The sequence below is a fragment of the Nonomuraea sp. NPDC049028 genome, assembly GCF_043197735.1.
Classification (GTDB): Bacteria; Actinomycetota; Actinomycetes; order Streptosporangiales; family Streptosporangiaceae; genus Nonomuraea.
Genome location: NZ_JBICTR010000005.1, coordinates 711783 through 737977, shown reverse-complemented (window position 1 = coordinate 737977; position 26195 = coordinate 711783). Strand labels below are relative to the sequence as shown.

Below are 26195 nucleotides of genomic sequence, written 5' to 3'. Positions count from 1 at the left end.
GCAGGACGCCATGGGCGCCGGTGGTCCCGGCTGCCCCGGCGTGGGGCCGCCCGGCCGCTGTGGAACTTCGGCCTCGTCGGCGGGGGCGGTCAGCATGAATCCGCTGGTCGCCGGCCGGTCGGCGTGAAAGTTTCACGGTTGGTTGACGGGCATGACGCCACACCTCATGATCATGTTGCCGCCTGGCAGGAGGGGGCGTCGAGTGAATGCCGCTACCCATGGCGAGGTGCACCGATGCCGAGATTCGCATTACGAGCCGCGTCCGCCGTCCTGCTGACGCTGACCGCCCTGAACGTCCCCGCGGCGCACGCCGACGAGGTCACCCCGGTCGCGGTGACCGTCAACGCCCGCGCCGCGCTTGCCATCGTCCCGGAGACCGGCATCGGCACCAACCATGCCATCTGGGACACCAACCTGGGCACCAACGCGACCGCCGACCTGCTCAAGGATGCCGGGGTGAAGCTGCTGCGCTATCCCGGCGGCTCCTATTCGGACATCTACCACTGGGCCACTCACACCGCTCCTGGCGGCTATGTGGCGCCCAACACCGACTTCGACACCTTCATGAATGGCGTGCGCCGCACCGGGGCGCAGGCGATGGTGACCGCCAACTACGGCACCGGCACCGCCGACGAGGCCGCGGCCTGGGTACGTCAGGCCAATATCACCAAGGGCTACGGCGTCAAATACTGGGAGATCGGCAACGAGAACTACGGCAACGGGCACTACGGCTCCGCCTGGGAGGCGGACGATCACGCCGACAAGAGCCCGGCCGAGTACGCCCGCCATGTCGTGACGTACGCGGACGCCATGAAGGCGGTCGACCCCACCATCAAGATCGGCGCGGTGCTGACCACGGCCGCCAACTGGCCCGACGCCATAGTCGCCGACGGCGACGACGGCACCTGGAACAAGACCGTCCTCTCGATCGCCGGACCGAAGATCGACTTCGTGATCCTGCACTGGTACCCCGGCGCCCTCGACAAGGCCGCCCACGTCCCCGACATGATCCAGCTCACCCGCCAGCAGATCGCGAAGTACGCCGGGCCCGGTTCTGAGCGGATCGGCATGGCCATGACCGAGTTCAACACGGGGTCCAGCAGCGTCGGCAGCACCACCCAGCCCAGCGCGCTGGGCGCCGCCGACGCCTACGCGACGCTCCTGGCCAACGGGGTGTTCACGGTCGACTGGTGGAACGTCCACAACGGCATCGGCAACATCACTCAGGTCGAAGGACAGACCGATTACGGTGACTTCGGCCTGTTGTCGAGCGGTACGTGCACCTCCGACGGAAGCGTCTGCGAGCCGCAGCTGAACACTCCCTTCGCGCCTTACTACGCCCTGCAGATGATGAGCAAGTTCGCCCGCCCCGGCGACCAGTTCATCCGGGCCGCGACCGGCCAGGCGAAGCTCACCGCGCACGCCGCCCGCCGCCCCGACGGCGACTTGGCCGTCCTGTTGATCAATACGTCGTCCGACACGTCCTACCCCGTCACCATCGGCTACTCCGGCTTCAGCCCGGCGTCGGGGGCGCCGACCGTACTGACCCACACCAACGGCGCCACGAGCATCACCGGTTCGACCGCGGGCAGCGCGACCAGCCAGACGCTGCCGCCGCTCTCGATGACCACCGTCGTGCTGCACCCCGCCACGCCCCAGACCGGCCGCCCAGGCGCGCCGGGGCAGCCGACCGCCACCGACGTGACGGACCGGGCCGCCACGATCTCCTGGCCCGCCGCCTCCCCCGGCGCCCGCCCGATCGCCAAGTACGAGCTCCACCGGCAGAACGGAGCCATCAGCGAGCAACTCGGCGAGAGCACCGGCACCTCGCTCACGGTGAGCAACCTCACGCCGGGCACCCGCTACACGCTCAACGTGATCGCCCGCGACACTGGCGGCGGCGTCTCGTGGGCCTCCCCGCCGCTGACCTTCACCACCGGCACCCCCGCTTCGAGCTCCTGCACGGTACGGCTGACCGTCCAGACCGACTGGGCCAGCGGCTATGTCGGCGCCATCGAAGTCACCAACAACGGCGCGCCGATGAACGGCTGGACCTTGGCCTTCAGCTGGCCCAGGACATGGCAGAGCCTGGGCAGCGGCTGGAATGCCACCTGGACGCAGAACGGGCCGGACGTCAAGGCCGTCAACGAACCCGGAAACGGCTCGCTACCGACCGGGGCATCGACCACGATCGGCTTCGTCGGCAACTACAGCGGGCCGAACGTTCTGCCTGCTGTCTTCACCCTCAACGGAACCGTCTGCGCTACCCGCTAGGGCGGTGACTCCAGAGTCCCCCAGGTGCTTCGTCCCACGGACCGTCTCGACCCCTGTGACGGTCCGTGGTGGCTAGGGTCCCTTGGAGGGAAACCCCCTCCGGGGGTGGGGAAGATGACGGTCTGTGGTGGCTGGGGTCCTGGACGGTGGTGGGGAAGAAGACGGCCCATAGCGGCTGGGGACCCTCGGAGGAACACCCCCTCCGAGGGGCAGCGTCCGGTCTGCTCTAGAAGACGTGTTCGCTGGCGGCCTCACCGCGGCGCGGCTCGATGCGGTCGACTACCTGCTCGCTCCAGGCCCGCATAACCGCGGCCTGCTCGGGCGTGAGCGAGTCGAGGAAGTAACGGCGGATGTTGCCGGCATGCCCGAGGATGGCGCTCTCCGCGAGCTCGCGGCCCTTGGTGGTCAGCCCGATCCCGGTGCGGCGGCCGCCGGCGCCGCTCTGGGTCGGCTCCACGAGGCCGCGGTTCTCCATGCGGGTCAACTGGTGCGAGACACGGCTCTTCTCCCAGGCGAGCGATTCGGAGAGCTCGCCGACGCGCATCTCGCGGCCGGGCGCCTTCCACAGCGTCACCAGCACGCTGAACTCGGCCTTCGAGATGCCGCAGTCGCGCTGCAGACCACGCTCGAACTCCCGGGCGAGCAGGCGTTGCGCGAGCATCCAGGTGTGCCAGAGCTCCCATTCCTCGGGTTCCAGCGTACGGGTCTCCGCCATGGCGGAAATAATACCGACCGAGCGAGTTGACGCGTCAACTCGGCAGTCCTAGAGTTGACGCGTCAACTCTCTCGAAAGGGGCGTCATGGCACTCCGCATTGGCATCATCCTCGGTAGCACCCGACCCGGACGCCGGGGCGAGCAGATCGCCTCCTGGGTGCTCGACACGGCGCGCGCTCACGGTGGCGCCGACTACGAGCTGATCGATCTCGCGCACCACCGCCTCGGCAACCTCGACGAGGGCGGCAATCCGAACCTCCAGCAGTACGAGCACGCGCACACCCGCGAATGGTCCGCACTGATCGACGGTTTCGATGGCTTCGTGTTCCTTGTCCCGGAGTACAACCACTCCTTCCCCGGCGCGCTCAAGAACGCGCTGGACTACGTGTACCGGGAGTGGAACGACAAGGCCGCCGGCATCGTCAGCTACGGCGGATGGGCCGCCGGGGTCCGAGCCGCCGAGGCCCTCAGGCTCGTGCTCGCCGAGCTCCAGGTGGCCACGGTCCGCGCGCAGCCCGCCGTCCCCCTGCTCCCCTCATTCGCGACCGGCGCTTTCGTCCCCGGCGAGGGTCTCGACGCCGCGCTCCACGGCATGCTCGACCAGGTGCTCGCCTGGGCCGACGCGTTGCGCGGCGTGCGCGAGGCCAGGTCGGACACGGGCGCGGCGGCCTGAGGCCCTGTCGCGCTAGTCAGCGCCCGGGGGTCGTCCCTCATCGGCGGTCGCCGCGCTCTCACGGACAGGGTCCTCCCATGTCGGGGAGAGGTACGGCGAATGCGCCGAGCGGTAGAGCACGACGATCAGGGCCACGACGGTCGCGAACCAGGCGATGGCCGTGATCGGTCCCAGGTCGGCGTAGCCGTACCCGGCCAGCGTGCCGAGCACTCCCAGAACGGCCACGGCCCAGCGCAGCACGTCGAGGAGGGCGGCCCTGGAGGTGTCCCCACAGGAACGGATCCGTCTGATGACGGCCTCGGTGATCAGCCAGACCGCGAGCAGCGCACCGAGCGCGTTGGCGATCTCGATCAGCTGCGTGATCGTCATGGGGGAATCCGCCAGGCTACGACTTGAGTACTCACTGGACGCGATCATGGCGATGAACGAGACGCAGGCCATGGCGACAGCCAAGGACCTGGCCCCGCTGAAGGGGTCGTCGACGGATCGCTGCAGCTTGGACAGCCCGGACGCGCACAATAACCATCCGGCGGGGTCGAACAGCAGGTCGAACCCGTTGAAACGGAGGGCACCGAACGTGCAGACGAAACCGGTGGCGATCCTCGCCGCAGGCGGCATGTCCCACGACCCTCCCGGCTGGCCGTTGCCCACGAATGGGCTACCTGTCAGGGCCAATCTGGACTCACCGCGTCATTGCAGACCTCGGCCGCGAGACCCCTTTGCCAGGCGACCGGGACACTTCCTTTGAGTCCTGGCAGCCCCCATGAGTCGCCCATCACCTCCACTGACCCCGGACCCAGCCAGGTTCGGTAGGTGAAGCGGATCGGCTGGGGCTCGTGAGGCACCGCCGCGCAGTCAGTGATGACGATGCGCCTCTCCATGATTTGCCTGTTACCGCTCTCCACGGCGACCTCGGAACTCTCCCCTTTCGCCTGGTCAGCAGATAGCAGGCGGAGCCCGGGTATTTCCGCCGAGATGCCGGTAAGAACGAACGAGGCCATCCCCTCGTTTTCCAGCTCGATATACACGGGCGTCGACAGGACGCCATTCTGGTCCACCTCCGCGCGAAGGAACAAAGCCTCGAGACTCCACTGCACCCGCGGAGTTATCGACCCGGATCCCCACAGGGCCGCCGCGACAATCACCAGCGTCAGGCCGCCGGCCGCCATAGCCGATAATCGCGAACGCTGAGCACGCCACGTAGCGATGCCAAATTGCCGCCATATATCATCCGAACTCACGATATAGCACCATATATGGTGGCACTTCGTGACGGTACCTCCGATGATCTCCTGGGTAGTCGCCATGGTCACCGTGCTGATGGCAGCCATACCGGTCACATCGGAGCGGCTGACCAGGTTCGCCACGCTGATGGGCCTTTCCGTCACGGCGGCGAACGCCCGCCAGGTCATCGACCATTTCGCGGGCCTGCGCCGATGGCGGCTGATCGCCCTCGTCCCGGCTGTTCCCTTGGCCGGTCTCACCAACGACCCGCTCTATCTAGTGCTGGGCTGGTGCGCTGTTTCCATATTCCGCGATGTACGGCTGCCGGCCCCAACGCTCCATACTCCCGACGACGCGAACACCTATCGGACGGCATGGCTGCTCGGCCTGGGTGGCGCCGTGGTAGCGGGCGGTTATCTGCTGGCGAGCCGGGACATCACTCCGGCGCGACTGGTCCATGCCGTCATCGTGATTATCGTGGCGGCGGCCGTACCCCGTGCCGCTGGAAAACTGAGCGCCCGGCCCGAAGCACCGGATGAGACGGACCGGACCATCCGCGAATGGTCGGCGCGCAGCCTCTATCTGGCGGGAACGGCAATCGTGCTTTCGGCCACGTTGCTCACTCCTGGTCACCCGCTACAGCGTGAACTGCCCGAATACACGCCGCCCTTGTCGTTCCCGGATTATCGGGCCGAGTTCATGACGGTGAGTGAATACAAGAGACCCACCTGTCCGTGGACCGACCAAATGGACGACCCTTGCCGCACGTGGCTGGTGAACAAGCAGCCATTCCCGCAGGCCGCGCCGTACATCATCAGGAAAGGCGGCGCGCCCCAGGCGGCGCCGTTCGTACGCAGTTCCGACAAGAAGGCCGTCGTCTACCTGGACAGAAACGATCGACGCATGGTGTATCAGGACGCCAAGGGCGTTCATTACCTCACCGCCGCCCTCCCGGACACGGCGGTGCCCACGGCGACGTTCGCCGGTCAGAGCAGGTACATCGCCCTGGCCAAGGACGGCGCCCAGATCACCGACACCAAGACCTGGACCACGGTGTCACTCCCCGGCGCCCGGCAGGTCCATGACCTCAACGAGAGCGGGATCGTGGTGACGACGCAATCGCAGGTGCTCGTTCTCGATCCCCGCGGACGGACGCGAATGAGCCTTCCCTTGAAGCCCCAGGACAGCTACCACCTCCGGGCGGACGGCAGCCGCTTCGTGGTCATCGGCGATCAGGGGACGCGGGTCGACACCTTCGCCCCAGAGACCGGCAAGCGGCTGGCCAGCGTCCCTCTCAGGTTCCCCGGCGACGACTTCCTTGACGTCGCCCTCGGCTGGTCGAAGGAGGGTGCCTTCTTGGTCCGCGGCGGCTACAGCGAACGCGTCTATTACTTCGACCTGGCGACGGGCAAACTCTGGCGACGCAAGACCTGAGCCACCAGGCGCTGGTCAGCGGCGGTGGTGGGCGGCGCAGCCGACGCACATCTTGGCGGCCGGCAGGATCATCAGGCGCTCGATGGCGATGCGTTGCCCGCATTTCGCGCAGATCCCGTACGTGCCGTCGTGCAGCCGCTCGACGGCCAGGTCCAGGTCGACGAGGTGCGTCTGGGCCTGGTCGAGCAGGGCCTCTATGTGGGCCCGCTCGAAGGCGGTGGATGTCCCCTCAGGGTCGTGCTCGTCGTCGGCGGCCGACTGCGCCGCCGACTGGACCATCTCGTCCCGATCCTGGCCCAGCACGGCGATGCGGGTTTCGGTCCTTTGACGGTCGGCGTCGAGCAGTTGTCGTATGGTCGCCTGCTCTGAGGGGGAAAGCGCGGCGTCCCGGTGTTGTGTGGTCATCACGGTCCCTCACCTTCACTACCAGGGTACGCGCGGTGCCTGACATCCATACCAAATCGCCTGGCCCTGGAGTGCAGAAACCTCGTCTCCACCGTTGACGATGTTTCCCGTACGGGCCTATCGTTGTCTCCGACAGAGACAAGGTTCGACCGCGCCCGGGACAGCACCTCGGGCGTGGTAGTCATGAGATCCACGAAGGAGGCCGGACAGAGAAGTTGGTGCATCATGACCGAGCGCTACCTCGGCGGTATCGGCATCGCCGAGGCGCTGGGGGTGAGCCGGCACGCGGTGCACAAATGGCGCTCCCGCTATCCGAGCGATTCGACTCATCCGTTTCCCGAGCCCGACGTCGAGATCGACGGGGTTCCCGGCTGGCGGGCTGATCGGCTGGCGGAAATAGTGCAATGGCGCAACGGCCTGCCCGGCCGCGGCGCGGGCGGGGGCCGTCCTTCCGCCGCACGTCAGGAGTACCTCAGGCACGCGGCGGCGCGCGGCCTTGAGCGGGGCGAGGCGCTGCGCGCTCTCCTCGCGTTCACCGAAGAGTTTCCCGAGATGACCGAGCCGGAAGTCTGCGCCTGGCTCATCGAGAAATGGCGCGACTAACACTTTCCGGCGACGCCACAAGACCGGAAGGCGATGACACATGCCCGAGATCGGCGGCAGCACCGCACCAGGATTCGAAGAAGTGCGTACGGCATTCGCCGCCAATCTGGCCGGCGGCCAGGAGGTGGGCGCCGCGGTGGCCGTCTACCTGCACGGCCGGAAAGTCGTCGACCTGTGGGGCGGAATCGCCGATCCAGAGACCGGCCGCCCCTGGGAGCGCGACACCCTGCAGGTCGTCTATTCCACCACCAAGGGCATCACCGCCGCCTGCGCGCACCTGCTGGCCCAGCGCGGCGAACTGGACCTCGACGCACCCGTCGCCGACTACTGGCCGGAGTTCGCGGCGAACGGCAAAGACCGCATCCCCGTCCGCTGGCTGCTCACCCACCAGGCCGGACTGCCCACGATCGACCACCCGATCACCCCGGCGGAAGCCATCGCCTGGGACCCGATGGTGACCGCGCTGGCGGCCCAGCGCCCATCCTGGGAGCCGGGCACCGACCATGGCTACCACGGGCACACCTACGGCTGGCTCGTCGGCGAGGTCGTCCGCCGGGTGAGCGGCCGCAGCCTCGGCACGTTCCTCGCCGAGGAGATCGCCGGACCGCTCGGCCTGGACCTGTGGATCGGGCTGCCGAAAACCGAGCGGCATCGGGTCAGCCGGATCGTCGCCGCCCCGCTCGACCTGGACGCGCTGGCCCGGATCGACCTGGACGCCCTTCCCGAACCCATGCGCGAGGTGATGGCGGCCTATACCGATCCGACGTCCTTGACCGTGCGGTCCACGTTGACCATCATCACGCCTCCACTGGACCACAACGACCCCGACGAGCAGTCCGCCGAGATGCCCTCGACCAACGGCATCTGCACGGCCCGCGCGCTGGCCCGCTTCTACGCCGCGCTGATCGGCGAGGTCGACGGGCAGCGCATCCTCTCCCCCGAGACCTTGGCGGCGGCGACCGCGGAGCAGGTCAGTGGTGTGGACCGCATCCTTCGGGTACCCGTCCGGATCGGCACCGGCTTCGGCCTGCCGACACCCGACGCCTTCTGGTACAGCCCGACCGCCTTCGGGTTTCCCGGTATGGGCGGATCGCTCGGCTTCGCCGACCCGGCGAGCGGCCTCGCGTTCGGCTACGTCATGAACCACATTCAGGAAGGAACACCTGACCGCAGAGCCGCCACCCTCCTCGACGCGGTCCAGTGCGCGATGGAGAGCGCTGACCTGCGCTGATAGTGGCCGTGTAGCGATCGTGTAGGCCCCGCGACGACAGTCGTTCCTGGCCCTTTCCGGGGCAGGAACGAAGGGAGAAGTCATGGTCAAGACGGCCAGGTTCTACGCGCGCTACGTCGTCAGCGCCCTCTCCACCGCCGTGTTCAGCCTCAACGGCTGAGGCTCGGTCCCTCCTGACGGCTCCTGGGAGCGGCTTCGTGCCGCTCCCAGGGACCGTCGTGTTCCATGACCACCGCGCAAAGGATGGGACAGGATGTTCGGGACAGCCGCCCGGCAGTTGGGGTACGCCTGGTCGATGCTGGCGGGCCGCCGGTTCCGGGTGAAGGACGTGACCGCGCTGGTCGAAGACCTCCGCGCGACCTTGGAGGAGTTCGGCTCCCCCGGTGAAGGCGCGGGCGAGATGTTGACCGCGCCCGACCCTGAGATGCAGCGGGACCTCGCCACTCGCCGGCTCCGGCGGACGTTACGGTTGACCGCCCGCGACACCCCCTACTACCGGCGGTGGTTCGAGCAGCACGGCATCGACCCGGGATCCATCACCCTGGAGTCCCTGGCGTCGATCGAGCCGACGACGAAGGCCGCGCTGCGTGACCTGCCGTCCGCGTTCGTCGCGGACGGGGCCAGCCCGGCCGTACTCGCCCAGACCACGGGCACGACCGGTGTGCCGACCATGGTCTGGTTCTCCCGCTACGAGATCGACCTGATGTCGGGCATGTCGGCCTTGGCGCTGATGCTCGCCGGTGGACTCCGCTCCGAGCACGTCTGGGCCAATTGCATCACCTCGCGGTCCATCGCCCAGATCCTCATCGAGCGGGCGGCGACCATGACCGGGGCGGCCTTCGCCCACGTAGGTCTCGTGGACCCCCGCGCCACGCTGGACCGGTTGGCGGTCCCGCTGCACGTTCCGGGCAAGCGGCCACAGGTGACTCACCTCAACACGACGGCCTCGTACCTCGCGGCACTGGTCCAGGAGGCCGAGCGGGGCGGCTGGGACGCCAAGGACTTCGGCCTCGAAGAGATCCACTCCGGTGGCGAGGTCCTCACCGACGCGCTGAAGGAGCGGGCGGAGGCCATGTTCGGGGCTCGCGTCCTGGACAGCTACTCGATGACGGAGATCGCCCCCGTGGGCGGCCAGGTCTGCGGGCAGGGACACCTGCACCTCCCCACCGACCAGGGGCACGTCGAGGTCCTTGACCCCGAGACCTTCCAGCCGGCGGCTCCGGGGGCGCACGGTGTGCTGGTGGTGACGCCGTACACCACGTACCGCGACACGACCCTGCTGCTCCGATATGTCACCGGCGACATCGTCAAAGTGCTGCCCGAGGGCGAGCAGCCTGCCTGCGAACTGGCCGCCGTACCGGCGACTTCGCGGGTCCTCGGCCGGCTGTCACCCTCGTCCGTCACCACGCGCGACGTGCTGGACCTCCTCCAGGCGGAGCGCGAGATCCCGCTCCCGACGCGGTACGTGCTGGAGGAGACTCGGTCAGGACCGGTGTTGCACGCCGTGACCGGCAACGTGAGCCGCGCGCTGGTGTCCCGGCTGGAGGAGCGCGCGGCCGACCTGGGGCTTCCCCTGCGGGGCATTGAGCTCGTCGATGATCCGGCCGCACTGCCCGGCCTCTGCCGGGTCCGCGCGGACCTGCGGGAGCACACGTTCGAGCACTTCACGGCCACCGAGTCCGCCCGGACGGGCAAGTCGGCCCTGCGGGCGGCCGCGGAGGCGGTCGCCGAGATGGGAGTCCGATGAGCACCCTGATGACCGAGGCGGTCCTGCGCGGGCTGGTCCTCTACCTGCTCATCCTGCTGACCATGGGTGTCGCGGCGAGCTACTTCGCCAGGGTGACGATGCCACGCCCGCCGGTCGGCAGGTTCGTCTGGACCGACATCTGGATCATGGTCGTGGCGCTCATCGCCATGCCGTTCGCCTATATGCACATGCCGACCGGGGTCATCGTCACGATCTTCGGTGTGGTCGTCTTCACCGTGTGCCAGCTCGTCCTGTCGCCGGTCCTGGGCGGCCGGAACGCCGCGCTGGCGGCCGCCCTGCTGTGCGCGGCGGACGTGGCCGCGTACTTCGCGCAATGGCCGACGGCGGTGCTCGTCGTCAACGACCTCACGATGATCCTCCTCACGGTCGGGGTCGCCAACATGTGGGCGCAGACGGGGATGCGGGCCGCCCACGTGGCGGGGCTGGCCGCCGCCCTGACCGTCTATGACGCCCTGGCCACGGGGGTGAGCTCTCTGACGGCTGATTTCGTGTCCCGGGTCGAAGGGTTGCCGTTCGCCCCGATACTCGCCACCGGCTACGGGCCGGTGTCGAGCCTGGCCGGTCTCGGCGACTGCCTGATGCTGGCCGTATGGCCGCTGGTGGCGGCCAAGGCGTACGGCAGGACCGCCGGCTGGTGGGCCGCCGTGGTCGAGGGGACGTTGCTGCTGGGCCTGACGCTCGCCGTGCTGTTCACCGAGCTGGAGTTCGTACCGCTGCTCCTGCCGCTGGGGCCGCTGATCGTGGGACAGCACCTGTTCTGGCGGCGCCGCGAGCGGGCTCGCGCGCTGCGCGCCGGACCGGGGCGAGTCGAGCTCGCCCGGGCGCTGGAGGATCTTCCCGCCGACGCACGGTCCTGGGTCGCGCTGCACGAAGGAGCCGTCGTCGCGACAGGGAGCGCGCCGGGTACGGCCCGGCGGGCGGCGCGGCAGGCAGGCGTCACAGCCGTGCCGGTCGTACGGGGAACGGGCGGCTGAGTCACCCGGCGGGCACCTGCCGCGTCCGCAGGGTGGCGAGGAAGGCGCTCACCTCCGCCGCTTCCCCGGAGTCGACGCTGTGGAAGATCGCCAGCGCCTCGTTCCAGACGCTCCGGGCGGCGTCCGGATCGCCGAGATCGGCATGAACGCGGCCGATCTCGCGCAGGACTCGGGCGCGCCAGAGCGGCATCTCCCGTACTCCCAGCACGTCGAGCGCGTGCGTCAGGTGCCGCAGCGCCTCTCGCGGAAGACGGCGCCGGAAGGCGACCTCCCCGAGGGTGTACGCCGTGAGCGTCTCACCGTACGTGTCGCCGAAGCGGGCGAAGCTCCGCCCGCAGTGCGTGAGCGTCCGCACCGCCTCGTCGAACCGGCCCACCGCGCCCAGGGTCTCCCCCAGCCGGCGCTCGGTCAACGTGGTGATGATCGGATAGCCGTGCCGCCGACTGAGCTCAAGGCTCTCCTCATAGCGCCGGATCGCCTCCGTCACCTCGCCCTTGCTGTAGTGGGTGATGCCCAGGGCCCGGAGCAGGATCGCCCGGGGGTACGCGGTGCGGGCGCCGCGCGCCAGCTCCAGCCCACGACGGCAGACCTCGGCGGCCTGGTCGTGGTGGCCGAGCTCAAGGTGGATCGAGGTCAGGTGGATCAACGCGCTGAGCAGGCCGCCGTGATCGCCCAGCTCCTCGAACAGGTCGACCGCGCGCGTGGTGCGGTCCAGAGCCTCCTCGAAGTCCGCGAACACGTGGCGGCAGATGCCGAGGCCGCTGAGCGCGTACGCGGTGGAGTGCCGGTCGCCCAAGCGCTCGAACGGCTCCAGCAAGGACTGGAACTCCCGCAGCGCGTCGCCGAACATCCCGCGCTCCACCATGAGATCCGCCCGCAGCAGCCGGGTGGTCAAGATCGCGGGAGTGAGCTCCAGCCGGGTCGCGGCGGCGATGACGGCATCATGTACGCGGGTGGCCTGGTCGAAGAAGCCGTGGATCCGTAGGTAGGCCGTCAGATAGTAGGCCAGCTCACCCGCGAGGGCGGGTCTGTCCAGCGCGGCGGCGAGCTCGACCACCGCCACCATGTTCCCGCGCTCCTCCATCAGCCACCCGGAGTCGCACTCCCCTGCCGCCGGGCGGGACTCGCCGGCGTTCGGCGTGGGCGCGCAGGGCAGGGGAAGGTCGCCGACGGCCGCCGTCACCCGGTCGAGGCTCTCCCTGACGAGCCGGAGCAGGGCCGCGCGCCGCTGCGTCTCGCTGTCCTCCGCCTCGGCCTGTTCCCGTGCGAACGCCCGTAAGAGATCGTGCAGCCGATATCGCAGGCCGCCTGCGGCACAGGCTTCGGGCCCGTTCACCAGACCGGCGACCACCAGGGCTTCCAGCGCGCGATCCGCCACATCCCCGGACTCCCCGAGCAGCGCCGCCGCCGCCCACTCGGGCACGCTTTCCAGGCCGCACAGGCCGAGCAGCCGGAACGTCCGCCGCGCCACGTCGGTGAGGGCGTCGTAACTCACGGCGAAGTTGGCCCGCACCGTCTGCTGGCCCAGAGCCAGCTCGTCGAGGCGCCGGCGAGTGTCCTCCAGGCGGGCCGCGAAGTCGGACAACGGCCAGGCGGGCCGGGCGGACAGCCTCGCCCCCGCGATGCGGATGGCCAGTGGCAGGCGGCCGCAGGCCTGCAGAATCGACGCCGCCGCCTGCGGCTCCGCGCGCACGCGGGCCTGTCCGGCCGTACGTTCGAGCATCTCCACCGCTTCGTCCTCGCCGGGTACGTCCAGGGAGATCGCCTGAGCGCCGGGAAGGGCGAGCTGCGCGCGGGAGGTCACCAGGACCGCGCCCCGCGCCGTGCCCGGCAGCAGGGGCGACACCTGCGCCTCGTCCGCCGCGTCGTCGAGGATGATGAGGATCTCGCGGTCCGCGAGGCGGGACCGGTACAGGGTGGCGCGCTCTTCGAGCGTGTCGGGGAGCGCGCTCCCGTCCACTCCGAGCGCTCTCAACAGCTCCCCGAGGATGCGCCAGGGATCGCGTGGAGCGGGCGAGGCCGCGCCGAGGCGTACGTAGAGCTGGCCGTCGGGGAAGGCGGGCCGGAGCAGATGCGCGAGGCGGATCGCGAGGGTGCTCTTACCGAGTCCGGGGGCGCCGGACAGAGTCACGATCATGGGTGCGGAGGCTGCGGGGTTCCTGCCGCGCACAATCGAGGTAATCGTTTTCAACTCTGCGCTCCTGCCCACGAAATCAGCGAGGTCCGCGGGGAGCTGGCAGATGTGGTGCCACGTTGTGAGGTCGGGAACCGCTTTTGTCCCCGAAACAGGTGCGGCCGGTGCCTCATGGTCCTCCAGGAGGCTTGCGTGGAGCCGGCGTAACTCGGCGCCCGGCTCGACGCCCAGTTCCTCCACCAGGAGCGTCCGTACGCGCCGGTAGGCGTCCAACGCCTCACCCCGCCGCCCGGCCCGGTGCAGGGCGAGCATGAGCTGGCCCCAGAAACGCTCGCGCAGCGGCTGCGCGTCCGCGATCTTCCGCAGCTCACCGATCAGCTGGTCATGCTGCCCGAGGGCCAGCCGGACGTCGATCCAGTCGGAACGCGCCTGGTACAGCTCCTCCTCCAGCTCGGCGATCCGGGGCGTCACCACGTCACCGAGCACGAGGTCCTCGGCGGGCCGGCCCCGCCAGAGCGCCACCGCCCGCCCGAAGGCCCTCTCGGCGACGGCCAGCTCACCCCGCTGGACGGCCAGCCGCCCCTCGCGCGCCGCGTCAATGAAGATCAGCGCGTCGAGCTGATCGCGTTCGACGCGCAGCAGGTAGCCGGACCCTTCGGTCCTGACGATCTGGTCCCCACCGGGAATCGCCCGTCGTAGCTGCCATACGTGGGTCTGGATGTTGGCCACCGCCGTGGCCGGCGGCTCATCCCACAGAGCGGCCACCAGCCCGTCGCGGGAGATCACCGTGTTGGCGTTGAGCAGCAGCGTGGCCAGTACGGCCCGAGGCTTGCCACGAAGATGGATCGGGGTCTGCGGCGTCCCTTCCGGGTAGACCTGAACGGAGCCCAGAACGGCGAAGTGGTACACCATGAAGTGCCCAATCCCTAGCGACACCTAGGAAAGATCCCTAGCGTAAGAATCGTCCATTGATACCATGTGGATCAAGCTCGATCTCGCCGCCCAGACTGGCTCGAAAAGCCGCACTATGGGACAATTAGGACATTCAGCCGGTTTTAGCCTTCCCCCAGCAGTAGAACGATGGAGGGGATCGGCATGGAGATCAGGCCGCAGGCGGCTGTCATCCCGAAGGAGACCGACCACCTGGAGCAGGGTAAATACGGCCCTGTCTACCCGCGGACCCCGGCGTGCTACGGGTTCACCATCATCGCGAAGGTCAAACCCGGCCGGCTTACGAGGCCCTGCCCGGCGTGACGGCGATCTGGCGCCAGAACTGCCACGCACTGCCCACCGAGACCGAACCCTTCGGCTACCGCGACGGCATCAGCCATCCCGCCATCGAGGGCAGCGCTGGGAGCGCTGGCCGCCGTACTGCTGAGCGGCCTGGCGGCGGCGGTCCCCATCGCGGCGGTGCTGAGCCGTCGCCGGGCGCATAAAATCCCTAGCAGGTAAAGGCGCATCCCCCAGTGATCAGCGGGGAACGACTTGAGCCCGCACGCCGGGAAGATCATCGAAAGCGGCCGACGAGTCCATCGTGACGATGGTTCTCGCCGTGGTCGCGGCGATCAGCAGGTCATACGCTCCCCTCGCCTTCCCCTCCCCGCTCAGCCTCATCGAGAACCGCTGCGAAGCTTCGTGAAGCCTCAGTGGCAGTCATCACCTTCATGTAATCAGATTATCTGATCGCCACCTGGTTGGAAGGCGCGGCACCCTCTGAGGCGAAACCCCGTTGCGGTATGCCATGAAATTACCGATTGTCGGAAGTTTGCGCCTTGGGAGGCGGCAATGACACGAGCAAACGCGGGTGGCGATGCCAACAAGTTACAGTGGCGCAAATCGGAGATGCCTTAGCTCAGCAAAATTCGCTATTCAACAAGGAGAGCCGCGGGTCCGCTACCCTGACCCGGGTTGATCACTTTCGGAGGTGCCGTGATGCGGGAACCCACGGCCCTGGTGGCGGCGGCGCTGCGCTTAGGCGCGGTCCTGGCCGCGTCCGGCCCGGTGATCCTGACGGCCTTCGGGGTCGGCAGGCAGAGCGTCGGCTGGTTCTGTTCCGCGACGAGCTCGGCTCCCTTTCCGATGGAAGGTCCGTACACGCTGGAGTACGTACCGGGAGAGCTGCTGTTCTGGGGCGTTCTCCTGCTGCCGGTCATCGTGATCAGCCTTCTCTTGCGCGGGTCACGCCGGGCCGCCCTCACCGCCGTCGCCACGGTCGGCTTCGTCCTCGCGTTCGGGCTCATCATCGCGCTTCTGCTGCCGGGCCCCGACCCATGCACCGGGCAGGAACGTGCGGTCGTCCTGCCCTGGCCTTTGATCGTCTGTTATCCGGTGGCCGCTTGCGCGCTGCTCCTGGCGGCCCGGTCACCTCTGCCCCGGAGACAACAGGGGGTCATCCTGTGGGCGGGCGCCGTCGGCGCGGCGGCATGGGCGGCGATGTTCCACCGCTACATGGTCACATACGACATGTGGGGGCTTGACGTCATCTACCGCGCGATTCCGGAGTCGCCCTGGGACGGCCTCGCGTGGTGGTCCGGCGAGGCCGATAGGATCGGCTTCCCGGTCGTTCTCGTCGCATTGGCGGCGACCGCGAGAGCCACCGTTTCCACCCGATGGGGACGCTTTGCCGGTATCGCGGCCGCGGCGGCCCTTCTCCTCTTCCCGCTGCTCGACGTCGCGACGTACAGCGACGACTTGGAGATACCGTTCGCCGAGTCGATACGATGGCCGCTGCTTCTCGCGGCCGCCCTCGTCGCGTCGGCCGCTTTGCGCCCCTCAGTGAGGATCTCCTGGACCGGGACCGTCCATGTGGCGCTAAGCATGATTGGCGGCCGGGCGAAGCAACTCGCTGTCGCAGCAGTGATCGCGATCGCCGGCATCTGGCTGATCGTCTCATCCTTCACGCCGACGCGGTAAAGCGAAGCGTCCGAGGAGAATTCTACTGGCGGACGGACGCTACTTCTCATAGTTATAGCGGCAGGCGGCGATCATGATGGCGTCGTCGCTGACGCGGCAGACGAGCCGGTGCTCTGAGGTGATGCGCCGGGACCAGTAACCGGACCACTCATACTTCAGCGGCTCTGGCTTGCCGATGCCTTCATTCTCGTTCCGGCCTATGTCGGCGATCAGCTGGTTGATCCTTTTGAGGACGCGTCGATCTTCTCGCCGCCAGTAGCAGTAGTCCTCCCAGGCGAATTCGTCGAAAAGGATCTTCACGAGGTGGTGTCCTCATCGGCCAGCTCGCGGACGGTGCCGCCTCCGGCCTCCAGACGGGCGACCACCTCCGACAGCCGCCTGCGGTTGACGGGAGAGGCCATGAGGTAGAGCGTCTCGCGCATCGATTCGTATTCGCGCTGCGACACCATCACGACGCCTTCTCCGCCGGGGCGGGTGATGAGGACTTCTTCCTGGTCGTTGATGACGGCGTCGAGGGTGGCGGCGTAGTTGGCCCGCGATTCGGACATGGTCATCACCTTCATGCCATCGGTGTACGTGATGATGTACATCAAGGTCGGTGGATCCGCACATGGCGACGTTGCTGTCAGGAGAAATCAAAAAGCCCCGAACGATAATCCGTTCGGGGCGTTCTTGCTGTCCAAAGAAGGTGGTCAGGGGCAGGGTCGAACTGCCGACCTTCCGCTTTTCAGGCGGACGCTCGTACCAACTGAGCTACCTGACCCGAGCGGTCCTGACGGGACTTGAACCCGCGACCTCCACCTTGACAGGGTGGCGAGCACTCCAAACTGCTCTACAGGACCTTGCGCCTTGCTTTGCGACTCGCTTAGCTTACCAGCTCCCGGTTGGCTTTCGACCAACCGTTTTGCGGTGCGCCAGGCGCTTCGCCGTGCCCCCAACGGGATTCGAACCCGTGCCGCCGCCTTGAAAGGGCGGTGTCCTAGGCCGCTAGACGATGGGGGCTCAGGAACTTTCCCTGTCGTCTTCCGTTGGAGACCTCTGAAGCATAGGGGACGATTGCCCTTGATGCCAAAGTGGCGGACCAGCGGCCGGCGACGTCGTGCCAGTGATCGATCCCGTTGGCGACGGGGCGGTCGTTGGCTCTGGAGAAATCATACGTCCCGGGTCACGCTCCACGTGACGCTGGATGTACACCGACTGCTCGCCGAGGCCGCCGAGCGTGATGTCGTCCCAGGCCTGCAGGCGTCTGGTCTCCTTGTCGAAGTACATGACCGAGGCCTGTACGGGGGTCGGCTGGGGGTGTTCGAGGGCGCGCAGGCCGGCGCCGCCCGTGGAGCCCTGGACCAGGAGGCGGGTGCCCGAGGGCAGCACGGTCGTCGACCGTTCGTGGGTGTGGCCCGCGAGGATGATCGGTGTGGCGCCGGAGAAGCCACGGCCGACCTCCGGGTCGTGGACGGCGACCACGTCCGGTTTCCCCATCCGCGGCACACGCGAGCGGCCGAACTGGGCCAGAACGGCCGGGTCCGAGTCCACGGCGACGGTCTTGTCGGGGGTGAAGCGGGGGTCGCCGAGGCCGTAGATGTTCAGGCCTGCCACCTTCTGGGTCTTGTCGTCCAGGACTACGGCGTTCTTCTGCTTGGCGACCGCTTTCTGGGTGATCATCGAGTCGTGGTTGCCGCGGACGTAGACGTACGGGACGCCCAGGGTGCCGATCTCATCGACGAACTTGTTCTCGGTCTTCGTGCCATGGTCGGAGATATCGCCGGTGTCGATGATCATGTCGACCTTGAACTGGTCCTTCAGGGAGCGGATGACGTTCCAGGCGATCGGGTTGATGTGGATGTCCGAGACGTGGAGGACGCGGATGGATCTGGGGTCCGCGTCGTACAACGGCAGCGTCGACACCGTGTCGTACAGCTTGGAGACGTTCGTGACCAGCTTGGTGAGTTGCGACCGGTACGACTCGAACTTCGTCACGATCGACTCCGCGCTGCCCACCAGCGACGGCGCGGCGGCGACCAGCCCCGAGTATCTGGGCTCCACGAGCGAATTGGGGCGGAACGTGAGCGCAGCCAGCGCGCTGGTGCCGGCGAGTGCCACCGAGGTGACCAGCAGGCCCAGCAGCGCCACTCTGGGGCGCCTGAACACCAGCAGGCTCGCGATCAGCGCCCCCGCCCCCGCGCACAGCAGCGAGCGGATCAGCAGCGCGCGGACACCGTCGAGCAGGTCGCGTTCGATGATCTCCGGTAGCCGGTCCGCCAGGCGTGGGTCCTCGATGATCGTCTTGGCGCGTTCCTGGTCGATGTTCTCGAGGGAGATGCGGAGCCGGAGCGGCGCGTCATGGGTGCGGAACGTGAGCGTGCCCAGCGGGCTGGCGTCCACGATCGTCTCGCCGTTCCAGGCGGGTCGGAGCGACATACCCGTCTCTACCGGACCGACCTGAGCCCTGACGGTGCCGCTGAGGAAGATGCCGAGCCAGGCGCCCACGGCGGCCACGATGAGCACGGCCACGACCCTGGACACCCGCGACTGGAGGACTGTCTTCAATCTGTCAGCGAACTTCATACAGTTTCTTGCTTACCCAACCTGCGAGGCAGAATGGCAAGCGTGATTGAGGTTTCGCGGGAGAGGTTCGAGGAGCTCGTAGCCGAGGCGTTGGACGTGATTCCCCCAGGTCTGACCCGGGTGATGAGCAATGTCGTCGTCACGGTGGTCGACGATGCGCCCGAACCCAACCTCCTGGGCCTGTACACCGGAATCCCCCTCACAGAGCGCGGCGACTGGTACTCCGCAGTCTTGCCCGACCGCATTGAGATCTACCGCAATCCGATATGTCAGATTTGCGATACCGAGGCCGACGTGATCGACGAAGTGCGCATAACGGTCGTGCACGAGGTCGGGCACCACTTCGGCATCGATGACGCGCGGCTCCATGAACTAGGCTGGTAACCGTTCGCAATGGGTTGGCTGCTTTGGGTTGCGGCCTGTCAAATGATCGGGCACCTTAGGTGACATAGCGAACACTCTGAGTCAGGCACAGCGGAGTCCAATGGGGGCCATGCGGACGCGACGGCTGCTGGGACGGCATCGCCGTGCCCTCCCGCGCCAAGTCACATACGGCGAGGTCATCGCCATCAGGGAGTTCCGCGCGCTCTGGTACGGCCAGAGCCTGTCCCTGCTCGGTGACCAACTCGCCCAGGTGGCGCTGGCCGTGCTCGTCTACGACCGCACGCGATCCCCGCTCGCGACCGCGGCCGTCTACGCGCTGACCTACCTGCCGACGATCCTCGGCGGCCCGCTGCTGGCCGGCCTCGCCGACCGGTTCGCGCGCAGGGGCGTCATGATCACGTGCGACCTGATCCGCGCGGCGCTGGTGAGCGTGATGGCACTGCCGGGGGTGCCGTTCCCCGTGCTGTGCGGGCTGGTGTTCCTCGTGGTGCTGCTCAGCGCGCCCTTCTCGGCCGCGCGCGCGGCGCTGCTGCCCGAAGTGCTCGAAGGTGACCGATACCTCGTCGGGTCCGCACTGCAGAACATGACGAACCAGGGCATCCAAATGCTGGGCTTCGCGGCCGGCGGCGCGATGATCGCCGCCATCGGCCCCTATCGCGCGCTCGCGGTCGACGCGGCCACGTTCCTGGGCTCCGCGCTGATCCTGGTCGCGCGCGTCCATCGGCGCCCCGGGGCCGCCCACCACAGCGGCAGGCCGTCGATGTGGGCCATGGTCAGGGCGGGATCCCGGCTCGTCTTCGGCGATCGGAAGCTCCGCACTCTCGTGCTCTTCGCCTGGCTCTGCGGCTTCTACATCCTGCCGGAGGGCCTGGCCGTCCCCTACGCGGCGAAGCTCAGCACCGGCACCCTGTCGGTCCCGGTGGTCACCGGGCTGTTGATGGCGGCGATGCCGATGGGGACCGCGGTGGGGGCGTTCTTCTTCAGTAGGTTCGTCACGCCGCCGCGGCGATTGCGCATGATGGGGTGGCTGGCCATCTTGAGCTGTCTGCCGCTGGTCGTGACCGCGTTGCAGCCGCCGTTGGCCGTGGTGCTGGGGGCGTGGTTCCTGTCGGGGGTGGGTGGGGCGTACCAGCTTGCGGCCAATGCCGCCTTCGTCCAGTGCGTACCGGCCGACCAACGCGGCCAGGCGTTCGGCCTGGTGCAGTCGGGGCTTCTGGCCGTACAAGGGATCGGGATCCTGATCGGCGGATTCGCCGCCGAGAAACTCGGACCGGAGCCGGTGGTCGCGCTGGCCGGCGTCACGGGTGTGACGGCCGCGGCCGTGCTCGCCATACTCTGGTCCGAGTCCCGGGTCGAGACCCCCGCCCCCGCCTGATCACTGCTGCGGCTTCTGCTCGCCGCGGTAGTAGTCGGTACTGTCCTGCCAGGTGGACTTGGCCTGCTGCTTGCCGAGGAGGTCCTGGGCGATCGAGGTGTTACGGTCCTCGTCCGGCATGAGCAGCCAGCCGACGGCGTACACGCCGACTCCGAGCCCACCGAACAGCGTGACGACCGCCAGGCCGATCCTGATCAGGTTGGCGTCGATGCCCAGGTACTCCCCGAGGCCCGAGCAGACACCCGCGATGACGCGGCCGTTGTTGGTCCGACGAAGCTGCTTGACGTTGTATTCGCTCATGTCTCAAGACTGCCCGGCGACCCGGCGTTCGCACATCAGGATTCCCCCTGGTAGAACCCTGGTAGGCCCTTACGTGACGGAAGGACGCTCGATGGACGACCTGCTGCGCCTGGACGACCGGCTCAACGGCGAGCAGCGGCTGATCCGCGACACCGTCAGGTCCTTCGTCGACGACCGCGTCCTGCCGTACGTCGGCGACTGGTTCGAGCAGGGCACCTTCCCCGCACGCGAGCTCGCGCCCGCACTCGGCTCGCTCGGCCTGCTCGGCATGCACCTCGAGGGCTACGGCTGCGCCGGCACGGACGCCATCTCGTACGGTGTGGCCTGCCGCGAGCTCGAAGCCGGAGACTCGGGTCTGCGGTCCTTCGTGTCGGTTCAGGGGTCGCTGGCCATGTTCCCCATCTGGCGTTATGGGTCTTCCGAGCAGAAAGAGCAATGGCTGCCCCGGATGGCCGCCGGTGAGGCGATCGGCTGTTTCGGCCTGACCGAGCCCGACCACGGCTCCGATCCCGCCAACATGCGCACGTACGCCAAGCGAGACGGCTCCGACTGGATCCTGAACGGCTCCAAGATGTGGATCACCAACGGCTCCATCGCCGACGTCGCCGTCGTGTGGGCACAGACGGACGAAGGCATCCGCGGCTTCGTCGTACCGACCGATACGCCGGGCTTCTCCGCCCCTGAGATCCACAAGAAGATGTCCCTTAGGGCCTCGGTCACCTCGTCCCTGTACTTCGACGACGTACGCCTGCCCGCCTCGGCCGTACTCCCGGAAGTCTCCGGCCTGAAAGGCCCGCTCTCCTGCCTCTCAGAGGCCCGCTTCGGCATCATCTGGGGCGTAGTGGGCGCCGCCCGCGCCTGCCTGGAGGCGGCGGTCTCGTACGCGAAGACGCGCGTGCAGTTCGACAAGCCGATCGGCGCCTTCCAGCTGACCCAGGAAAAGCTGGCGTGGATGTACGTCGGAACGGCACAGGCGGGCCTGACGGCCCTGCACCTGGGCGAGCTGAAGGACGCGGGGAAGCTGGAGCCCCGGCAGATCAGCTTCGGCAAACTGGCCAACGTACGGGCGGCGCTGGACATCGCCCGTCAGGCCAGGACGATCTTGGGCGGGAACGGGATCACGCTGGAGTACCCTGTGATCAGGCACATGAACAACCTGGAGAGCGTGCTCACCTACGAAGGCACCCAGGAGATCCACACGCTGGTGCTGGGGGAAGCGCTGACGGGGCTCCCGGCTTACCGGTGAGGGGGCTTAAGGGCGTCGCGTGGGGGGCGGTAATCTCTGTACCCTTGTGCTGTTGCTAGGGGGCGTTAGCTCAATTGGCAGAGCTGCGGACTTTTAATCCGTAGGTTCCGGGTTCGAGCCCCGGGCGCCCTACCAGGAAAAACACTTATCTTCGATCTTGTTGGACGAGGTCGTACAGCCACCTTTTACAGCCAAGAGGCCGGAACCCCGCTGGTGTCTTAGTATGCGCTGTGGACTTGATCCGGGCGATCTCCTGGGTGGTGGTTCGGGGACGACGCGGATGGGTTCGCCGTTGTCGTGGATGGTGATGTGGGTGTCGTCCACGGTCACGTCCAGGTTTTTGCGGGCGTGGATCCGGCCGACCTGGATCTTCTGGCCGACGATCTGGAAGTGGCCGCGGCTGCAGACCACTCACTGGACGGTGACGGGTTCGGTCGGCGAGGTGGGTGGTGGTCCGGCGGGCGGGCGTTGCGCAGGGTGACGCATTCGGCGAGCGGGAGCGGGCAGGGCACGGCGCGCAGCAGGAGGCGCTGTTCGTCCATGACGCGGGCGGTGATGCCGTCCAGGCGCACGGTGACGCGGCGGGGCCCGTTTTTCAGGCCAGACCTACAGGAAGGCCAAGAGAACACCAAGCCGGAAGCCCTGCCGGGCAGCCCGATCCGGGTTTCGCCTGCTATCACATCAAGACTTGATCAAGGCGCTTTCCCCGCAGATACCAGCATTACACGGGCGGCCGACGTATCGAACTCCTCGCGGCCCGGGAGCTGTGCGCCTGCCGAAAACGCCATCCATGCAGATGAGCATGCCGTAAGTGGCATTCATTCCAGAGCAGGCAGACTGCACCCACCGCTCCATGACCGAGTTCATACGAGACATGCGAACGCCGGTGAGCACCATCTGGATATCGGGCGTCGGTGAGGATCTGCTCCATGAGGGCCGGGAACGAGGACGATATCAAGGTCATCCGACGTGTCCGCCTTGGCGGGCTGATCCACGAATACGCGCAGGTTGCATAGGGTGGCCGAGTTCTTGGCACCCACAGGCGAACGCTCAGAACGGCGGTGCCTGGGGTAGACGCAGGCAAAAGCAAGCGCCTCCTTGTTCGCCTGGTTCGAAGTAGGTGTCGCCACCGTTGGCCTGGGCCAGGCTTTGGACGATCCACAGACCCAACCCCGAGCCCTCGGTCTCCCGCTGGGTGCGCGATTCACGGCTGAACCGCTCGAACAGGCTCGGCCGGAACTCTTCGGACACGCCGGGCCCGTTGTCGCACACCCGGATCTCCACGCCGTCGGGCTGCTCGGCTACCCGTACCTCGAACGGCGGGGCTCCGTATCGGAAGGCGTTCTCCAGATAGTTGATCAACATCTCTGACAACTCGCTACGATCCACCAGAGCCCGGACTTGGGGATCGCACGACACGTACACGTCCTTGGGCCGATCGGCGAACTCGGCCAGCCGTTCGAGGATCACCTCCAGCACCGGCACCGGCTCCACAGAGACCCGCACGGCGTTCGCATCGATCTTCGCCACGGTGAGCAGCTTCTTGACCAGTGCCTGGAGATTCGCCGTGCGAACCGCGATGCGGTCGAGGACGTCGGCACGCTCCTCGTCGGAAAAGCTCTCCTCGGGCTCACGCAGCATGTCCACCAACAGGCCGATCCCCGCCAGCGGGTTGCGGACTTCATGGGCGACCACGGCGATCACCCTGCTGTGGCGTTCGAGTTCTGCTTCGAGCTGCTGTTCGGCCTCGCGCCGGAGAGTGACGTCGCGCAACGCGGCGACGTACAGGTGTTCTCCTGCCACCGTCGCGGTGGTGGCGCGCATCTCGACCACTCGCGTCTGGCCGCCGGGCAGCATCAGGTCGATCTCGGTCGATTCGCCGTTGACGACCGGGTAACCGAACGGGGTGCCGATGAGTTCGTCCGACGGCCGGCCGAGCAGTTCCTCGGCGGCGGGGTTGCAGATCCGGATCACACCGTCCTCGTCGACCCCGACGATCCCGTCCGCCAGCGCCGCCATGACCATACGTCCGGCGTCGCGCCCGGGATCGGAGAGGCGCACCGGTTCGGTGTTCGGCCTCTCCGCGCTGTCGCGGGGCTCACCCATCAGCTCTCATCCTGGTCCCCGGCCGTTGCGCGGTCTGGGTCGGTCGGCCACTCCGGGTGGCGTGGCAGTACGACGGCGTCGGAGAGCATGTGGAAGGCTTCGGTATAGGGGTCACCGATGTGCATACCGGCACCGTCGATGGCGACCTGCCGGATGGTGTGGTCATGTGCCGAGCCGCGCGTCTGCAGGACGGCGATGGCACGCCGGACCACACCCGCTCCTTCGATGTAGGGCAGTAGGATCGTCACGTCGGCGATGCTGGCGACGTCCATGATCGGCGCTGTGAACATCGACGTTCCCCCGCCGGTCGGTGCGGAGGTGAACAGGGTCGTGATCTCGTGCTGCCGCACGACCCCGCCCAGTGCGATGACGAAATCCAGCAGTGTCCGCGGCGTCGCTCTCCGCTCAAGGGCGGAGAGACCGTCGATGATGAGCCGAGCCGGGGCAAAGTCCGCGGTGTCCCTCCTGATACGCAGGAAATGATCCTCCACTGAGGCCACTTCCGGGTACGTGGCAGTTACTCGGAGCAGTCCCGACGCCTCCATGACGTCCAAGTCCAGACCCCAGCCAGCGGCGTTGCGGCCGAGTTGCCCGCGAGTCTCGTCGAAGGCATGGAAAAGGCAGCGTTCGCCCGCCCGGAACGCGGCATCGGCGAACTGCAGAGCCGCCAGGGTCTTTCCGCCGCCGTACGACCCGATGAGCAGGACGACCGCGTCCCGGAAGACACCACCGCCCACCATGGCGTCCAGCTCGATGTTCCCGGTAGAGACCCGCTCCTGCGATGCCCGGTCACGTGGCACGAGGAACGCGACCGGGATGATGACCAGTCCGTCATTCGGGTCGATGGTGAACAACCACTCCCCGGTGCGGTGAGTGGTGCCGCGGAACTTGACAATCTCGATCGTCCGGTGTCGTCTTTCGTCCCGCATGACGTTCCGCATGATCATGACGTTATCGAATACGAACTCCTCTATGCCTTGCCGGGTAATGTGGTTGTATTCTGCGTCGCGTTCGGCGGTCAGGACCGATGTGACCTCGAGCGACTCCAAGACCCGGGCGAGCCGATACAACTCACGGCGAATGAGTTCCCGATCGTCGAAACGCATGAAGACCGCGCCGAGCGAATCCAAGGAGACCCGTTTGGCGCCGATCTGACGCACGGCGCGATCGACGCGGGCCATCAGCGCGCCCAGGTCGTACGTCCCCACGGTGGGCGTCTGCTCACCGGCCTCCGGCGAGGCGTCGACGAACGTCCACTTTCCCTCGGCCTCCCAGCGTGCGATGTCGAAGCCCAGGGAGCCGACGTTGCGGCGGAGGTTCTCAGGTGTCTCGTCGAAGGCGACGAACACGCCGGGGTCACCGAAACCGGCGATGCCCCGGGCGAGGAACTCCAGGCAGAACAGCGTCTTCCCGGTGCCGGTCGTGCCGGCCACGAGGGTGGACCGACCGGCAGGAAGCCCCCCGAGGGCGATGTCGTCGAAGCCATTGATACCGGTCGGTGTCCGCCCGACCGTGGCACTGCCCATCATTGCGCCTGCCCTTCTGGGGACGATCTGCCCACCTCAGGAAGGCCGAGCAAAGCTGCAGCCCGAGCCTGATCGGACAGATCTCCGATAACCCGGAAACGTGGGAGCGGCTTGGTCCTGATCACGATTGGGATGGCCAGAATCCGCTCCTCCTCCGCGAGATCCGGTTGTTCGGCGGCATCGATGACCTCGATCTCATGGCAGCCGGGAAGATAGGTGTCACATAGGGCCCGCAGATTCGCCACCGCGGCCAGCGACCGCGGTGTCTGCCCTACCACGTACAACCTGAACGAGTAGGTCGCCATCGGCGTCAACACCGCCGTGCCGTCAGGAACTCGTGTTCCG

General features: G+C 67.6%; 24 protein-coding genes and 4 tRNA genes. 13 read left to right on the top strand and 15 right to left on the bottom strand.

The annotated features are described in order from the left end of the window. Positions 1–234: 234 nt before the first annotated feature. A complete protein-coding gene (locus tag ACGFJ2_RS23000; RefSeq protein WP_393471305.1) occupies positions 235–2274 on the top strand; it encodes a cellulose binding domain-containing protein in 2040 nt (679 codons plus the stop codon). A gap of 226 nt (positions 2275–2500) precedes the next feature. Here the strand turns inward: ACGFJ2_RS23000 and ACGFJ2_RS22995 are convergent, their stop codons facing one another. Next, positions 2501–2989, bottom strand: coding sequence for a MarR family winged helix-turn-helix transcriptional regulator (locus ACGFJ2_RS22995; protein WP_393471302.1), 489 nt, complete (start codon positions 2987–2989; stop codon positions 2501–2503). Between the two features lie 85 nt (positions 2990–3074). Here ACGFJ2_RS22995 and ACGFJ2_RS22990 point away from each other — a divergent pair, with 85 nt between their 5' ends. After that, entirely contained in the window at positions 3075–3662 is a 588-nt protein-coding gene (locus tag ACGFJ2_RS22990; RefSeq protein WP_393471299.1) for an NADPH-dependent FMN reductase, read from the top strand. A gap of 12 nt (positions 3663–3674) precedes the next feature. On the opposite strand, the gene ACGFJ2_RS22985 is transcribed toward ACGFJ2_RS22990, so the two are convergent. Beyond that, positions 3675–4280 carry a hypothetical protein gene (locus ACGFJ2_RS22985; RefSeq protein WP_393471296.1) on the bottom strand — a complete coding sequence of 202 codons (606 nt, stop codon included), beginning with the start codon at positions 4278–4280 and terminating at the stop codon, positions 3675–3677. A 47-nt stretch (positions 4281–4327) separates the two neighbouring features. Next, positions 4328–5074 (bottom strand): hypothetical protein, encoded by a 747-nt coding sequence (locus ACGFJ2_RS22980; protein WP_393471294.1) that lies wholly within the window; start codon positions 5072–5074, stop codon positions 4328–4330. A 58-nt stretch (positions 5075–5132) separates the two neighbouring features. Here ACGFJ2_RS22980 and ACGFJ2_RS22975 point away from each other — a divergent pair, with 58 nt between their 5' ends. After that, positions 5133–6320: a hypothetical protein gene (locus ACGFJ2_RS22975; RefSeq protein WP_393471291.1), complete on the top strand. Its 1188-nt coding sequence runs from the start codon at positions 5133–5135 to the stop codon at positions 6318–6320. 15 nt (positions 6321–6335) lie between these two features. Here the strand turns inward: ACGFJ2_RS22975 and ACGFJ2_RS22970 are convergent, their stop codons facing one another. Beyond that, the gene (locus ACGFJ2_RS22970) at positions 6336–6725 is read right to left on the bottom strand and encodes a TraR/DksA C4-type zinc finger protein (protein ID WP_358192497.1); all 390 of its coding nucleotides are present in this window, start codon (positions 6723–6725) and stop codon (positions 6336–6338) included. A 225-nt stretch (positions 6726–6950) separates the two neighbouring features. Between ACGFJ2_RS22970 and ACGFJ2_RS22965 the strand changes: the two genes are divergently transcribed. The 4 genes from ACGFJ2_RS22965 to ACGFJ2_RS22950 all read left to right on the top strand — a co-directional run bounded on the left by ACGFJ2_RS22965 (position 6951) and on the right by ACGFJ2_RS22950 (position 11301). Further along, complete coding sequence (locus tag ACGFJ2_RS22965) at positions 6951–7328, top strand: hypothetical protein (RefSeq protein WP_357939588.1); 378 nt, start codon at positions 6951–6953, stop codon at positions 7326–7328. A gap of 40 nt (positions 7329–7368) precedes the next feature. Next, entirely contained in the window at positions 7369–8559 is a 1191-nt protein-coding gene (locus ACGFJ2_RS22960; protein ID WP_393471288.1) for a serine hydrolase domain-containing protein, read from the top strand. A gap of 253 nt (positions 8560–8812) precedes the next feature. Continuing rightward, on the top strand, positions 8813–10306 hold the full coding sequence (locus ACGFJ2_RS22955) for a phenylacetate--CoA ligase family protein (protein WP_393471285.1): 1494 nt from the start codon (positions 8813–8815) through the stop codon (positions 10304–10306). Beyond that, positions 10303–11301: a hypothetical protein gene (locus tag ACGFJ2_RS22950; protein ID WP_393471282.1), complete on the top strand. Its 999-nt coding sequence runs from the start codon at positions 10303–10305 to the stop codon at positions 11299–11301. The genes ACGFJ2_RS22955 and ACGFJ2_RS22950 overlap by 4 nt, the downstream gene beginning before the upstream one ends. Position 11302: 1 nt before the next feature. Here ACGFJ2_RS22950 and ACGFJ2_RS22945 read toward each other — a convergent pair whose 3' ends face one another. Beyond that, the gene (locus ACGFJ2_RS22945) at positions 11303–14371 is read right to left on the bottom strand and encodes a BTAD domain-containing putative transcriptional regulator (RefSeq protein ID WP_393471279.1); all 3069 of its coding nucleotides are present in this window, start codon (positions 14369–14371) and stop codon (positions 11303–11305) included. A gap of 159 nt (positions 14372–14530) precedes the next feature. Between ACGFJ2_RS22945 and ACGFJ2_RS22940 the strand changes: the two genes are divergently transcribed. Together ACGFJ2_RS22940 and ACGFJ2_RS22935 are read left to right on the top strand one after the other, a co-directional pair. Continuing rightward, positions 14531–14689, top strand: a complete 159-nt coding sequence (locus ACGFJ2_RS22940; RefSeq protein ID WP_393471276.1) for a hypothetical protein — start codon at positions 14531–14533, stop codon at positions 14687–14689. Between the two features lie 699 nt (positions 14690–15388). Further along, entirely contained in the window at positions 15389–16348 is a 960-nt protein-coding gene (locus tag ACGFJ2_RS22935) for a hypothetical protein (RefSeq protein WP_393471273.1), read from the top strand. A 39-nt stretch (positions 16349–16387) separates the two neighbouring features. Here ACGFJ2_RS22935 and ACGFJ2_RS22930 read toward each other — a convergent pair whose 3' ends face one another. From ACGFJ2_RS22930 to ACGFJ2_RS22905, 6 genes are all read right to left on the bottom strand, one after another. Beyond that, positions 16388–16648 carry a Txe/YoeB family addiction module toxin gene (locus ACGFJ2_RS22930; RefSeq protein ID WP_393471270.1) on the bottom strand — a complete coding sequence of 87 codons (261 nt, stop codon included), beginning with the start codon at positions 16646–16648 and terminating at the stop codon, positions 16388–16390. Then, positions 16645–16911, bottom strand: coding sequence for a type II toxin-antitoxin system Phd/YefM family antitoxin (locus tag ACGFJ2_RS22925; protein WP_393471435.1), 267 nt, complete (start codon positions 16909–16911; stop codon positions 16645–16647). Before ACGFJ2_RS22925 ends, ACGFJ2_RS22930 begins: the two co-directional genes overlap by 4 nt. Before the next feature lie 126 nt (positions 16912–17037). Continuing rightward, positions 17038–17111, bottom strand: a tRNA-Phe gene (locus ACGFJ2_RS22920). 4 nt (positions 17112–17115) lie between these two features. Further along, a tRNA-Asp gene (locus ACGFJ2_RS22915) sits at positions 17116–17190 on the bottom strand. An 87-nt stretch (positions 17191–17277) separates the two neighbouring features. Next, positions 17278–17350: transfer RNA gene (locus tag ACGFJ2_RS22910), tRNA-Glu, on the bottom strand. Further along, positions 17351–18895: a metallophosphoesterase gene (locus ACGFJ2_RS22905; RefSeq protein ID WP_393471267.1), complete on the bottom strand. Its 1545-nt coding sequence runs from the start codon at positions 18893–18895 to the stop codon at positions 17351–17353. A 51-nt stretch (positions 18896–18946) separates the two neighbouring features. Between ACGFJ2_RS22905 and ACGFJ2_RS22900 the strand changes: the two genes are divergently transcribed. Both ACGFJ2_RS22900 and ACGFJ2_RS22895 read left to right on the top strand, forming a co-directional pair. Continuing rightward, positions 18947–19297 (top strand): metallopeptidase family protein, encoded by a 351-nt coding sequence (locus ACGFJ2_RS22900; RefSeq protein ID WP_393471264.1) that lies wholly within the window; start codon positions 18947–18949, stop codon positions 19295–19297. A gap of 109 nt (positions 19298–19406) precedes the next feature. Then, on the top strand, positions 19407–20672 hold the full coding sequence (locus tag ACGFJ2_RS22895; RefSeq protein WP_393471261.1) for an MFS transporter: 1266 nt from the start codon (positions 19407–19409) through the stop codon (positions 20670–20672). Here ACGFJ2_RS22895 and ACGFJ2_RS22890 read toward each other — a convergent pair whose 3' ends face one another. Continuing rightward, positions 20673–20972, bottom strand: a complete 300-nt coding sequence (locus ACGFJ2_RS22890) for a PspC domain-containing protein (RefSeq protein WP_357939564.1) — start codon at positions 20970–20972, stop codon at positions 20673–20675. It abuts the gene before it with no gap. Positions 20973–21063: 91 nt separating this feature from the next. Here ACGFJ2_RS22890 and ACGFJ2_RS22885 point away from each other — a divergent pair, with 91 nt between their 5' ends. Together ACGFJ2_RS22885 and ACGFJ2_RS22880 are read left to right on the top strand one after the other, a co-directional pair. Beyond that, positions 21064–22218, top strand: coding sequence for an acyl-CoA dehydrogenase family protein (locus ACGFJ2_RS22885; RefSeq protein WP_358192651.1), 1155 nt, complete (start codon positions 21064–21066; stop codon positions 22216–22218). Between the two features lie 59 nt (positions 22219–22277). Next, positions 22278–22353, top strand: a tRNA-Lys gene (locus ACGFJ2_RS22880). Positions 22354–23268: 915 nt separating this feature from the next. Here the strand turns inward: ACGFJ2_RS22880 and ACGFJ2_RS22875 are convergent. From ACGFJ2_RS22875 to ACGFJ2_RS22865, 3 genes are read right to left on the bottom strand one after another with little or no spacing between them, the layout of a single operon-like run. Next, positions 23269–24324, bottom strand: a complete 1056-nt coding sequence (locus ACGFJ2_RS22875) for an ATP-binding protein (RefSeq protein WP_393471257.1) — start codon at positions 24322–24324, stop codon at positions 23269–23271. Next, the gene (gene kaiC / locus ACGFJ2_RS22870) at positions 24324–25850 is read right to left on the bottom strand and encodes a circadian clock protein KaiC (RefSeq protein ID WP_393471432.1); all 1527 of its coding nucleotides are present in this window, start codon (positions 25848–25850) and stop codon (positions 24324–24326) included. Before kaiC ends, ACGFJ2_RS22875 begins: the two co-directional genes overlap by 1 nt. Beyond that, complete coding sequence (locus ACGFJ2_RS22865; RefSeq protein ID WP_357653770.1) at positions 25850–26155, bottom strand: circadian clock KaiB family protein; 306 nt, start codon at positions 26153–26155, stop codon at positions 25850–25852. The genes kaiC and ACGFJ2_RS22865 overlap by 1 nt, the downstream gene beginning before the upstream one ends. Positions 26156–26195: the final 40 nt, after the last annotated feature.

Bases quoted from the DNA above. Each gene is read 5' to 3' on its own strand.
- ACGFJ2_RS23000 (WP_393471305.1), top strand. From the start codon at position 235: ATGCCGAGATTCGCATTACGAGCCGCGTCCGCCGTCCTGCTGACGCTG.
- ACGFJ2_RS22995 (WP_393471302.1), bottom strand. From the start codon at position 2,989: ATGGCGGAGACCCGTACGCTGGAACCCGAGGAATGGGAGCTCTGGCAC.
- ACGFJ2_RS22990 (WP_393471299.1), top strand. From the start codon at position 3,075: ATGGCACTCCGCATTGGCATCATCCTCGGTAGCACCCGACCCGGACGC.
- ACGFJ2_RS22985 (WP_393471296.1), bottom strand. From the start codon at position 4,280: ATGCCGCCTGCGGCGAGGATCGCCACCGGTTTCGTCTGCACGTTCGGT.
- ACGFJ2_RS22980 (WP_393471294.1), bottom strand. From the start codon at position 5,074: ATGACCTGGCGGGCGTTCGCCGCCGTGACGGAAAGGCCCATCAGCGTG.
- ACGFJ2_RS22970 (WP_358192497.1), bottom strand. From the start codon at position 6,725: ATGACCACACAACACCGGGACGCCGCGCTTTCCCCCTCAGAGCAGGCG.
- ACGFJ2_RS22965 (WP_357939588.1), top strand. From the start codon at position 6,951: ATGACCGAGCGCTACCTCGGCGGTATCGGCATCGCCGAGGCGCTGGGG.
- ACGFJ2_RS22960 (WP_393471288.1), top strand. From the start codon at position 7,369: ATGCCCGAGATCGGCGGCAGCACCGCACCAGGATTCGAAGAAGTGCGT.
- ACGFJ2_RS22955 (WP_393471285.1), top strand. From the start codon at position 8,813: ATGTTCGGGACAGCCGCCCGGCAGTTGGGGTACGCCTGGTCGATGCTG.
- ACGFJ2_RS22950 (WP_393471282.1), top strand. From the start codon at position 10,303: ATGAGCACCCTGATGACCGAGGCGGTCCTGCGCGGGCTGGTCCTCTAC.
- ACGFJ2_RS22940 (WP_393471276.1), top strand. From the start codon at position 14,531: ATGGAGATCAGGCCGCAGGCGGCTGTCATCCCGAAGGAGACCGACCAC.
- ACGFJ2_RS22925 (WP_393471435.1), bottom strand. From the start codon at position 16,911: ATGAAGGTGATGACCATGTCCGAATCGCGGGCCAACTACGCCGCCACC.
- ACGFJ2_RS22900 (WP_393471264.1), top strand. From the start codon at position 18,947: ATGGCAAGCGTGATTGAGGTTTCGCGGGAGAGGTTCGAGGAGCTCGTA.
- ACGFJ2_RS22895 (WP_393471261.1), top strand. From the start codon at position 19,407: ATGCGGACGCGACGGCTGCTGGGACGGCATCGCCGTGCCCTCCCGCGC.
- ACGFJ2_RS22890 (WP_357939564.1), bottom strand. From the start codon at position 20,972: ATGAGCGAATACAACGTCAAGCAGCTTCGTCGGACCAACAACGGCCGC.
- ACGFJ2_RS22885 (WP_358192651.1), top strand. From the start codon at position 21,064: ATGGACGACCTGCTGCGCCTGGACGACCGGCTCAACGGCGAGCAGCGG.
- ACGFJ2_RS22875 (WP_393471257.1), bottom strand. From the start codon at position 24,324: ATGGGTGAGCCCCGCGACAGCGCGGAGAGGCCGAACACCGAACCGGTG.
- kaiC (WP_393471432.1), bottom strand. From the start codon at position 25,850: ATGGGCAGTGCCACGGTCGGGCGGACACCGACCGGTATCAATGGCTTC.
- ACGFJ2_RS22865 (WP_357653770.1), bottom strand. From the start codon at position 26,155: ATGGCGACCTACTCGTTCAGGTTGTACGTGGTAGGGCAGACACCGCGG.